Here is an 11,292-nt window from a genome sequence, read left to right on the forward strand (position 1 = left end):
CGTCTTTTTTCCAAAAAACATCCGCATATATTGCGAGTGGTTTTTGCGCAGACCGGATTGTTGCGCGAACAGACGCCCGTCAGCGACTCAAGGGAATCAGGGGCGCGTCCGCGAAGCATCCATGGGATCGCAAAACAGTTCTGAAACAGGGGTTCAAGCAGTGAACGCACGGGCCGGCGCGCGCCACAAGCGCCGATCGGACCGCGGCAAACCACCCAAACACGTATGGGAACCGAAGCAACGAAAGGAACAGCAGTGTTCTTGAACAAGAAACGTACCACGGCGCTCGCGGCCGTGATCGCCGCGGCGACGCTCGGCGCCGGCCTCGTGGCGCCGGCCGCCTCCGCCGCGGATTCGACCGCGAAGACCACCAGCGACGCCACGCTGAGCTGGGGACTGAGCAAGATCGCCACCGGTGGCGCATGGTTCGGCGGGTGCAACTTCCTCTCCGCCGGCGAGGCCGGCAACTCCGGAAGCTCCGCGCCCTGGACGGCCTCGAATCCGAACCCCGGCTACAAGTCGGCCGACGGCAACGTGACCATCAAGTCCCCCGACGCCAACGGCGACCTGACCGTCACCCCGACGTGGGAGACCAAGTGCCTGACGCCGAGCGGCAAGGCGGCCACGGCGTACACGAACGGCACCGGTACCTCCACGGACGCCACCGTCAACTTCAGCAAGGGCACCGGCACCATCGACACCGCGGCCAACACCGCCGACATCCAGTGGACCGGTTCCTTCACCGTCGCGTTCTACGGCGGCATGACCTACTGGTTCGCTGCCGATCCGGAGCTGAAGGTGAACGCCGACGGAACCGCCACCCTGACCGCCGATCTCTCCGGCTACGCCGCCGACCGCAACGATACGAGCAAGTGGAGCAAGATCCCGGTCCAGGAGAACAAGACCATCGCCGAGCTCAAGAACGTGAAGGTGACCGACACCGGCTTCACCGTCACCCCCGAATACGATTCCATCAAGACCACCGAGGTGCCTGACGGCGGCTCCTGGCCGCAGGACTTCGTGAGCTTCCAGGACCTGACCGGCCAGGCCTCCTACTGGTACAACAGCGGCGCCTCCGACGCGAACGCCAAGGCCAAGGCCCCGACGCCAATCACCGTCGCCTACACCGCCAAGGCCGCCGAGGACCCGTCCAAGGTGGGCAACGTCGGCACGCTGTCCGCGGATCCGACCACCATCGACCCGACCAAGGACCAGCAGATCACCGTCACCGGTAAGGGATACACCGGTTCCGGCGCCGCGTACGGCACGTACGTGGTGATCGCTGACAAGTCCGTGTGGGAGCCGGGCAAGGTCCCAACCGACCAGAGCGCCTTCCCGGTGCAGAAGTGGGTACGTCCCGCCAATGATCCGAAGGACGGCTACTCCAACCTGGACAAGGACGGCAACTGGACCCAGGTGCTCGACATCCCCGCCAACACGCTCGACCCGAACAAGGAATACGTGGTCGGGTCGTTCGCCGCACACATGCTGTCCGTGACCAACCGCAACCTCGACCACGCAGTGGCCCTGACCCTCAAGGCCGCCGAGCCCGAGGCCACCGCTCCGGCCGCCCCCGCCAAGCCGACTGCCACCGTGGCCGGCTCCATGGCTGATCCGTACCAGGTGAAGGTGGAATGGAAGGCTCCGTCCGACGGCGGCTCCGCGATCACCGGCTACACCGTGACCCTCACCCCGTCCACGGGCGACGCCGTCTCCCAGGACGTTGCCGCCGACGTGACCTCCGCCACCTTCGGCAAGCTCACCGCGCAGAACGTCTCCTACACCGCCACCGTCGTCGCCAAGAACGCCAAGGGCGCCTCCGCCGCGTCCCCGGCCTCCGACGCCGTGACCCCGAACGCCGACCCGGTGTCCACTCCGACCGTCACCGTGACGCCGACCACCGACATCGACCCGACCAAGGACACCGAGTTCACCGTCAAGGGCACCGGCTTCACCGGTGGTGCCGCCTACTACGGCGCCTACGCCGTGGTTGCTGACGCCGATGTGTGGACCGCCGGCAAGAACCCGACCAGCGCCAAGGACTTCCTCAAGGCCGCCTGGGTGAAGGCCGCCGACATCAAGAACGGCGAGTTCACCACCAAGGTGACGATTCCCGCCAACACCTTCCAGTACGGCAAGACCTACGTGGTGGGCACCACCGCCGCGCACGGACTGTCGCTGACCGACCGTCGTCTCGACACCGCCAAGACCATCACGCTCAAGGCCCAGGCCCAGGCTCCGGCCGCTCCGGCCAAGCCCGTCGTCTCCGTGCCGGCCGCCGGCTCGGTGAAGGTCGACTGGAAGGCTCCGTCCGACGGTGGCTCCGCGATCACCGGCTACACCGTGACCCTCACCCCGTCCGCCGGTGCTCCGATCGCCAAGGACGTGGCCGCCGACGCCACCACCGTCACCTTCGACGGCCTGACCGCCAAGGGCGTCTCCTACACCGCCACCGTCGTGGCGAAGAACGAGGCCGGCTCTTCGGCCGCGTCCGAGAAGTCCGCAGCCGTGACCCCGACCGAGGCCACCAAGCCGTCCGCGCCGCAGAACGTGACCGCCAAGCAGGGTGCCGCCCACGAACTGCTCGTCAGCTGGGAGAAGCCCGAGGACAACGGTGGCTCCGCGATCACCGGCTACACCGTGACCCTTACGCCGAAGAACGCCTCCGCGGCCAAGGTTAAAGCCTCCGACCTGACCGCCGACGTGGATGCCGACACGTTCCAGCACACCTTCACCAAGCTGGATCCGGCCACCGAGTACACCGCATCCGTGACCGCCAAGAACGCCAAGGGCACCAGTGACGCCGCGCAGAGCGACACCGCCGTGGCCCCCGCTCCGATTGCTCCGGCGCTCGCCATCACCGACAAGAACGGTGACGCGCTCGCTGAGCTCAACCTCAAGGTCGATGGCACCGCCACTGTCAAGGCGCTGCTCGCAGGCGAAGCGACCGACGACGTCAAGGTGGAGTGGGTTTCCAGCAACACCGAAGGCGTAAAGGTCGAGGCCAACGAGGACGGCTCCGCAGCCACGATCACCGCGCTCAAGGCCGGTGCCACCGCGACCGTGACCGCCAAGGCCACCATCGACGGCCAGGAGAAGACCGCGGAACTCGCCGTGAGCGTCGCTAAGGCCGACGCCGGCAACGGCGGCAACAACGGCAACAACACCGGTTCCACGACCAACGGCACCACCGATAAGACCAACGGCACGGCCAACGCCAACGGCACCACCAACGGCCAGCTGGGCAAGACCGGCGCCTCCGTCGCCGTGTTCGCCGGCGTGATGATCGCGCTCGCCGCCGCCGCGGCCGGTGTGACCGTCCTGCGCCGCCGCAACGCCTGAGCTCCTCGGTCCGTTCCGCACGACGGATGCACCGTTCCACGGATGGCATCGCAGTGTGGATGACCGATGAACAACGGCAGGGCACGGGCGCCCGGCTCCAAACGGTCGGTTTCCCCAACGGGAACCCGACCGCGGAACCGGGCGCCCGCCCACACCTATCACCCATCCCGTCACAATCGTCCCACCCGACGTCCCGACCCCACCCCACCCCCAAGGAGCATCCCCATGGTCATCGGACACCCGACCGCCGAACCCCGGCACCGCAGCAGGCGCGCCCGCGCCATCGCGGCATGCGCGGCGTTCGCGGCCGCATGCCTGCTGACCCTCAGCGGATGCGCCAACATCGGCACCATCTCCGAGGCGAGCCTCGAATCATGCAATATGCCCGACGCCTCCGAGACGCCGAACCCGCCGCAGCTGCCGGACGTCACCCAGTCGCAGCTCCAGGACCCGCGTGAGATCGAAGGCCCCACCACCGCGTACACGCGCTCGGATCAGATCATCCCCATCTCCAACGCGGCGTTCGAGGAGCAGCAGCTGCCCGTCACCGTCACCAGCGCGGACGGCCCCGAACAGACCGTCACCGACACCACGCGCATCCTCGCGCTCAACCAGAACGGCGGGCTCGCCGCGGCCGTGTACGCGCTCGGTTTCGGCTGCAACCTCGTCGGCCGCGACACAGCCACCGGCTCCTCCGGCATGGACAAGCTGCCCAAGGTCACCGTCAACGGCATGGACCTGAACGCGGAATCGATTCTTGCGCTGGAGCCCACCGTCATCATCACGGACACCTCCATCGGCCCGTACGACGTGCAGCTCCAACTGCGCCAATCCGGCATTCCGGTGGTGTTCGTGCCGTTGGAAAGCGACAAGGGCATCGCGGGCGTCGGCGCGCAGATCCAGGCCGTCGCCGACGCGCTCGGCGTCTCCGACCTCGGCAAACGGCTCGTCAAACGCACCAACAGCGAGATCAGCCAGACCATCCAGGCCATCGGCAGGAACCTCGCCCCCACGGACGAGAAGCGCAAACCGCGCATCGTGTTCCTGTACGTGCGCGGCAAGTCGATCTACTACTGGTTCGGCGAAGGTTCGGGCGCGGATTCGCTCATCCAATCGATCGGCGCGAACGACGTCGCCAAGGAGGTCGGCTTCAAGGGCATGGCCCCCACCAACTCCGAGGCGCTCATCAAAGCCAAACCCGACGTGATCCTCGCGATGACGCTCGGCGTCGAATCCGCCGGCGGCATCGACGGCATGCTCGCCATGCCCGGCATCGCCGAAACCCCCGCCGGACAGCACCGGCGCGTGGTCGACATGAGCGACTACGAGATCATGAGCTTCGGCCCGCAGACCGCGCAGGTGCTCGCCGCGCTCGCCACGGCCGTCTACGCGCCCGACCTTTCCTACCAGCCGGATCAGAAGCCGGAAGTCATCCAGAAACGACTCGACGAACTGCAACAGGAGAACAAGCAATGACAGCGCCACAGCCGCCGTCCGCATCATCCGTATCGTCCGTATCGTCCGCTGCGGTGCCGGCCGCCAACCGCGTCCGCCGCGGTCTGGGCCCCGCCGCCGCACGGCGCGAACGCGACGCGCGCATCAGCGCCAACGCCGCCGACCTCGGCCTCGCCGGCAAGCCGCGCATGGGCAAGACCGCGCTCACCTTCACCGTGCTCGCGGTCGCGCTCGTCGTCATGACCATCGTCTCCGCCTCGCTCGGCCAGCTCATCATCCCCTTCGACCAGGTTCTCGGCTCGGTGCTCAACAAGATCGGCATCCACTGGCTTGAAGGCCCCACGCGCGCGTTCGGCGAGGAGGCCCTGTGGAACGTGCGTTTCCCGCGCATCGTCATGGCCATCGTCGTCGGCGCCTCGCTCGGCGTGGCCGGCGCCGTCATGCAGGGCGTGTTCGGCAACCCGCTGGCGGAACCCGGCACCGTGGGCGTCTCCTCGGGCGCGGCCGTGGGCGCCAGCTGCTCGATCCTCATGGGGTGGAACTTCCTCGGCGCGTTCACCACGCCGCTGCTCGCCTTCGCCTGCGGCCTGTTCACCACATTGTCCGTGTACTTCCTCGCGCGCCGCGGCGGCCGCACCGAAGTCGTCACGCTGATTCTGACCGGTGTGGCGGTGAACGCGGTGGCCGGCGCGCTCATCTCGTTCTTCACGTTCGCCGCGCCCACCTCCGCCCGCGACCAGATCGTGTTCTGGCAGATGGGCTCGTTCAACGGCTCGCGCTGGCAGCAGGTCGCGCTCGTCGCCCCGATGTGCGTGATCGGCGTCATCGCCGTGCAGTTCGTGGCCCACCAGCTCGACCTGCTGTCGTTGGGCGAGAAGCCGGCCCGTCACCTCGGCGTGAACGTGGAGCGACTGCGCTTCTGCTCGATGCTCGTCGTGGCGCTGCTGGTCTCCTCCGCAGTGGCGTTCTCCGGCATCATCGCGTTCGTGGGACTCGTGGTGCCGCACCTGCTGCGCATGATCATCGGCCCCGGGCACCGCGCGCTGCTGCCCGCCTCCGCGTTGGGCGGCGCGCTGCTGCTCACCATCGCCGATTTCGCCGCGCGCACCACCATCCAGTTCGCCGACCTGCCGATTGGCATGCTCACCTCGCTCGTCGGCGGACCGTTCTTCTTCTGGCTGCTTCGCCGCAGCCGCTCCAAGTCGGGAGGTTGGGCATGATCGCCGCCGCCAAGTCGTCCAAGTCGTCCAAAGCCGCCAAGTCGTCGTTCACCGCATCCGTCATGCCGTGGTCGCGCACGCATCGCCCGCCGGTGCCGCCCGAGCCCGGCGACGTCGTGCTGGAACTCAAGGACGTGAGCGTCACCATCGACGACCGCGAGATCCTCGACTGCATCAGCCTCGACATCCGCGCCGGCGAACTGCTGTCCGTCGTGGGGCCGAACGGCGCCGGCAAGTCCACGATGCTCAACGCCATCACCGGCGACGTGCCGGTCACCGGCGGCGCGATCACCCTGTTCGGCGAGCCGATCGCCGCCTGGGATGCCACGGAACTCGCCATGCGCCGATCCGTGCTCATGCAGAACGTGGACGTGACGTTCCCGTTCACCGTCGACGAGATCGTGCGCATGGGCCGTTCCCCGTGGGAAGGCACGCCGCAGGAGATGGACGACGACATGATCGTCGATTCCGCGATGGGCATGACGGACGTCGCGCCGCTCGCCCCGCGTGTCTACACGTCGCTGTCCGGCGGCGAGCGCGGGCGCGCCGCGTTCTCGCGCGTGCTCGCGCAGGCGACGCCGGTGCTGCTGCTCGACGAGCCGACCGCCGCGATGGACGTGAGGCATCAGGAGCTGCTCATGCGGCTGGGCCGCGACTACGCCGAGGCCGGGTGCGCGGTGGTGGTGATCGTACACGCGCTCGACGCGGCGGCCGCATGGTCGGACCGCGTCGCGCTGCTGGAGCATGGCCGTCTGCGCGCGTTGGGCGCGCCGGAGGAGGTGTTCACGTCGCAGCGTCTTTCGGACGTGTACCAGTGCCCGATCGAGGTGACGCGCCTCGTGGACGGCGGCGTGACGATCACGCCGAAGCGTCCCGCGATCCGCCGTCATGTGTACGGCCGCCGAGCGTTCCCGCTTGAGGGCCGCGCGAACCTGCCGCAGTTCGATCATGTTGACGATCATGCGGGCGGTCATGTGAACGGTCGTGTGGACGGTCATGCGGGTGTTGAGGCGGAGCGTCGTTCGGGAGGAGCGCGATGAGTGCGATGGACGGGATGAAGCATGGGATGCCGGCATCCGGCGCCGGTGCCGGGGCGGCGACGGCGTTCCGCGCGCGTCGTGTGCGCACGGCCGTGGCCGCGACCCTGCTGGCCGTGGCGCTGGCGGTCGCGGCGGCGGTGACCGGCGTGGTTCCGGGCTCGGTGCCGGCCGCGCACGCCGCGGGCGCGCAGGTGAGCGCCACGCCGGAGGGCGGCACGCTCAATCCGGACGGCGCGACCACCGTGGACCTCAAAGGAAGCGGATTCCAGTCGGTGCAGAACGGGTTCGGCGGCATCTACGTGCTGTTCGGCTGGGTGAGTGACCCGGACGGCGGCTCGTGGAAGCCGTCGCAGGGTGGCGTGACCGGCGAGAACTACAAGTACGTGCCGGACGACGAGAACAATCCGGCCGGCTACGACGTGTTCGTCGCGTTCCCCGGCAGCTCCACCGAGAGCGCGGCGAACGGCGGCGAGATCGCCGCGGACGGCACATGGAGCGCGAAGATCACCGTGCCCGGCGCGAAGTTCACGAGCACGGACCGGTCCGGCAATCCTTCGGACGTGGACTGCACGGCCGTGCAATGCGGCATCATCACGATCGGCGCGCACGGCGTGTCGAACGCGAACAACGAGACGTTCACGCCGATGACGTTCGGCACGGCGCAGGCCGCCGCGGAGACCGCCGACGAATCCGCGCAACAGCAGGCGCCGGCGGCGAACTCCGGCACTGCGGCGGAACCGGCGTCGGAAGGAGCGAATGTGGAAACCTCGGTACCGGTGCTGGGCGTGGCCGGATGGCTGCTCGTCGCGGCCGTGATTATCTTCGGCGTGGCCGTCATCGTGCTCGCTGCGGGCTTCGGCGGCTATCTCGCCGCGAAATCGCTGCTGTTGGGCGTCTCGCCGGCGGCGATGGAGAAGGAGATGGCGCGTCGCGAACGTCGCGCCGAGGACCGCCGCTACCGCGAACAGCTCAAATCCGTGAAACGTCAGCGCAGGCAGTACCGGCGACTCGCCAAAGAGCAGGCGAAGACCGACCGCGTGCGCGGCGTGGCGCCGGTTGACATGGCGGACGCGTACGGCACGTCGCACGCGACGCTTGCGACGGGCGCAGTGCCCGCGACGGGTGCGGGTGCATCGGGGGAGCACGATGCCGGTTCCGACGGCGCGACGCAGGCGTTCGGCATGGCACCCGTCACGAATCCGTTCGTGGCGGAGACGCGCGCGGCGCAGCCCGCCGTGACGCCCGCCGAAGGCAGCGCCGCGAGGCCCGCCGATGCCGCGCGTCCCGACGCGGTGCAGACCGCGGCGACGGTGGCGATGCCCGTGCCCGCCACAGTCGCCGGTGCTGCCGGTACGGCGCGCGCCGACGCTGTTCGCGCCGACACCTCCCGTGATGGTGCGGTGCGGCGCGCGGCGGACATCCGTGGGTTCTTCACGCGCCACGCGGCGGCGGAACAGGGTGCCGCCGCATCAAACGGCACCGCAACAGGCGCCGCCGCCACGAACGAAGGGGGAATGCGATGAGTGTGGGGCAAATGCTGCTCAGAACGATATGCGCCGCCGCGGCGAGCATCGCGGTGTGCGCCGGCTCGGTCGCGGCCATCGCGCCCGCCTTCGCGGCGGACGGCGCGACCGGCGGCGGCTCGGGAGACGGCGGCGACACGGGCGGTTCCGGCGAAACGACCGTGCAGACCGTCTCCGACGCCACGTTCGCGTGGAGCCTCAACAAGGAATCGAACTACCGCGCCTACGCTCCCGGCACGTTCAACTTCCTGAGCGCCGGCATCGTCGACAAGACGTCCGCTTCGGACAACGTCGAAGAATCCGAGTGGAAGCAGTCGGACGGCGACGTCTCGATCGAGAAGCTGCAACGCACGACCGACGCGGACGGCAAGACGGAGGAAACGTACGTGCCGGCCACGTGGGCCGGGCTCAGGACCACGCCGGAAGGCAAGGACCTGCCCGGCGCGGGCGTCGCCGACGGCGAGGACAGCGGCAACCGCGTGGTCCTCTCGCACGGCGAGGGCACGTTCGATGCGGACAAGGACGACGCTTCCATCTCGTGGGACGGCGCGTTCACGGTGATCTTCTACTCCGGCATGACGCAGTGGTATGCGAAGGACGTGAAGCTCAACGTGACCGGCGGCAAGGGCACCGTCACCGCGACGCTCGGCGGCTGGGGCTCGGACATGAACGACCCGAACAAGTACGAGAAGCTGCCCGAGGAACAGGACGTCGAGATCGCGACGCTGACCGACGTGGACGTACAGGATGACGGCGTGATCGTCACGCCCGATTTCGCCGAGATCGACGTGGCCGGCAACGGCACGAAGGTCAAGAGCTGGCCGAAGCCGTTCATCGACTTCATGACCAAGGTGGGCACGGCCCCCTACTGGTACGGTTCCGGCGGCAACGCCGACGCGCGCAAGGCGCCGAAACCGATCACCGTCGGGTGGAACGGCGGCGAGCCGGACAACGGTGGCGACAACGGCGGTGGCGGCGATAACGGGAACAATGGCAACGGTGGTGATAACGGTTCCGGCGACAACGGGAACAACGGGAACGGTGGGAATAATGGTTCCGGCGGCGGCAACGGCGATAACAACAACGGCGATAACAACAACGGGAATAACAACAACGGCGATAACAACGGCGGCACCGAATCCGGCGACACCGTGCTGACCGGCGTCACGTTGCGCTGGGGCATGAACGACGAGACGAACTCCGCCGCCTACTCCGGCGGATGCAACTTCCTCTCCGCGGGCGTGGCCGGCAACACCGGATCGTCCAGAACATGGGACGAAAGCCTCTACAAGTCGTCCGACGGCAACGTGACCATCCAGAAGCCCGACGCGAACGGCAACTGGACCGAAGCCACATGGGCATCGAAATGCCTCGCGCGCGACGGCTCCAGCGTGACGATGGGCAAACGCGCCGACGGACGCTCCATCAACACCGAATCACAGGTCGTCCTCTCGAACGGCACCGGCACCGTGAAAGCCGACGGCACGACCACCATCACATGGAAAGGCTCGTGGACTGTCGCCTACTACGGCGGCATGACCTACTGGTCCGTCACCGACCCGACCCTCACGCTCGCCGCGAACGGCACCGGCTCGCTCACCGCAACCGCATCCGGCTACGGCGCGGACATGAACGACGCGAGCAAGTGGCTCACGTTGACGCCGCAGCAGATCCACGTGGCCGACTTCACCGGCGGCAACGCGGTGAACGTCACGCAGGCGCTCGCCGACCACGGGTTCACCGTCACGCCGGACTATCTCGGCGTGGCCGTCTCCGCCAGCGGCGACCACGGCTCGCAGGCCGCGAAAGACGATACGAACGCCTCTTATTGGGGGTCGTTCCCGCAGTCGTTCGTCGATTTCCAGTTGCAGACCGGCCAGTCCGCCTACTGGTACACGTCGAACAGCGCCCGCGATTTCGCCAAACCGACGCTGCCGCTCTACGTGCAGTACGACTCCTCGTACACAGTGACCGCGGGGGAGGGAAGCCCCGCCGCGGCGACGGCCGCCGGGGGAGCGCGCTCCACCACCACCGGCTCGACTGGTGCGAAGACCGGCTCCTCCACAACGAAGAAAACGACGGCCGCCGCGGGGAACACCGCCACGGATGACGCTGCGGATGATGCCGCGGTCGGTGACGCGGTGTCCGCTGCGGGCGATGCCGCGGACGGTACGATGCTTATTGCGGATAATGCGCGCACCATCGCGCTTGGTTCCGGTTCGGTCGCCGCGGCGGCCGGGCTGCCGCTCGCGTTCGGCTGGTTCGTCCGGCGCAGGCTCGGTCTTGACGCCGCCGCCGAGCTCGACAAGCGTCTCGGCTTGTGAGGGCGGTGCGTGGCCGGCCCGTAATCGCATCTGGTGTTCTGCGCCGTCAATTCGTTTATCCCATTCCCGGCTCCCTTGTCAGGGGCTGGATCGCGAAGAGGGTTTGAGAGGTGGTCGATTCATCGGCGAATGTACGGTACAGGATACTGGCTCTGTGACGTGATGCCGTATTTGCGCGGTCGGCGCGTGAACCTGCGCAGTTTGGTGGCGAACCTGCGCGGTTTGGCCTTGAACCTGTGCAGTCCGGTGGCGAACCTGTTCAATTAGGCCTCGAACCTGCGCATAGGGGTCGTGAAGGCCGGTCTGCGCAGGGCGGCGTGGTGTCGGTGGTTTCCTTGGTATTCCGGGCTTTTCAGAATATGGCGCATATGTCCCAGCGTCTTGCGGC

Annotated in this window: 6 protein-coding genes; all 6 read left to right on the top strand. The window is 68.0% G+C overall.

Features of this window, described 5'->3' with window-relative positions:
• Nucleotides 1–261: 261 nt before the first annotated feature.
• The 6 genes from BFAL_RS09830 (at nucleotide 262) to BFAL_RS09855 (ending at nucleotide 10,904) form a co-directional block, all read left to right on the top strand.
• The gene (locus BFAL_RS09830; RefSeq protein WP_152973639.1) at nucleotides 262–3,342 is read left to right on the top strand and encodes a fibronectin type III domain-containing protein; all 3,081 of its coding nucleotides are present in this window, start codon (nucleotides 262–264) and stop codon (nucleotides 3,340–3,342) included.
• A 225-nt stretch (nucleotides 3,343–3,567) separates the two neighbouring features.
• Nucleotides 3,568–4,818, top strand: a complete 1,251-nt coding sequence (locus tag BFAL_RS09835; protein ID WP_055428203.1) for a heme/hemin ABC transporter substrate-binding protein — start codon at nucleotides 3,568–3,570, stop codon at nucleotides 4,816–4,818.
• Nucleotides 4,815–6,017, top strand: a complete 1,203-nt coding sequence (locus BFAL_RS09840; RefSeq protein WP_201780455.1) for a FecCD family ABC transporter permease — start codon at nucleotides 4,815–4,817, stop codon at nucleotides 6,015–6,017. The genes BFAL_RS09835 and BFAL_RS09840 overlap by 4 nt, the downstream gene beginning before the upstream one ends.
• On the top strand, nucleotides 6,014–7,057 hold the full coding sequence (locus tag BFAL_RS09845) for a heme ABC transporter ATP-binding protein (protein WP_201780456.1): 1,044 nt from the start codon (nucleotides 6,014–6,016) through the stop codon (nucleotides 7,055–7,057). The genes BFAL_RS09840 and BFAL_RS09845 overlap by 4 nt, the downstream gene beginning before the upstream one ends.
• Complete coding sequence (locus BFAL_RS09850) at nucleotides 7,054–8,580, top strand: hypothetical protein (protein ID WP_152973640.1); 1,527 nt, start codon at nucleotides 7,054–7,056, stop codon at nucleotides 8,578–8,580. Before BFAL_RS09845 ends, BFAL_RS09850 begins: the two co-directional genes overlap by 4 nt.
• Nucleotides 8,577–10,904: a hypothetical protein gene (locus tag BFAL_RS09855; protein WP_152973641.1), complete on the top strand. Its 2,328-nt coding sequence runs from the start codon at nucleotides 8,577–8,579 to the stop codon at nucleotides 10,902–10,904. The genes BFAL_RS09850 and BFAL_RS09855 overlap by 4 nt, the downstream gene beginning before the upstream one ends.
• Nucleotides 10,905–11,292: the final 388 nt, after the last annotated feature.

The sequence above is a fragment of the Bifidobacterium aesculapii genome, from assembly GCF_001417815.1.
GTDB lineage: Bacteria > Actinomycetota > Actinomycetes > Actinomycetales > Bifidobacteriaceae > Bifidobacterium > Bifidobacterium aesculapii.

What these genes read in the sequence shown, in the direction of transcription:
- BFAL_RS09835 (WP_055428203.1), top strand. Translation starts at nt 3,568, where the DNA reads ATGGTCATCGGACACCCGACCGCCGAACCCCGGCACCGCAGCAGGCGC.
- BFAL_RS09840 (WP_201780455.1), top strand. Translation starts at nt 4,815, where the DNA reads ATGACAGCGCCACAGCCGCCGTCCGCATCATCCGTATCGTCCGTATCG.
- BFAL_RS09845 (WP_201780456.1), top strand. Translation starts at nt 6,014, where the DNA reads ATGATCGCCGCCGCCAAGTCGTCCAAGTCGTCCAAAGCCGCCAAGTCG.
- BFAL_RS09850 (WP_152973640.1), top strand. Translation starts at nt 7,054, where the DNA reads ATGAGTGCGATGGACGGGATGAAGCATGGGATGCCGGCATCCGGCGCC.
- BFAL_RS09855 (WP_152973641.1), top strand. Translation starts at nt 8,577, where the DNA reads ATGAGTGTGGGGCAAATGCTGCTCAGAACGATATGCGCCGCCGCGGCG.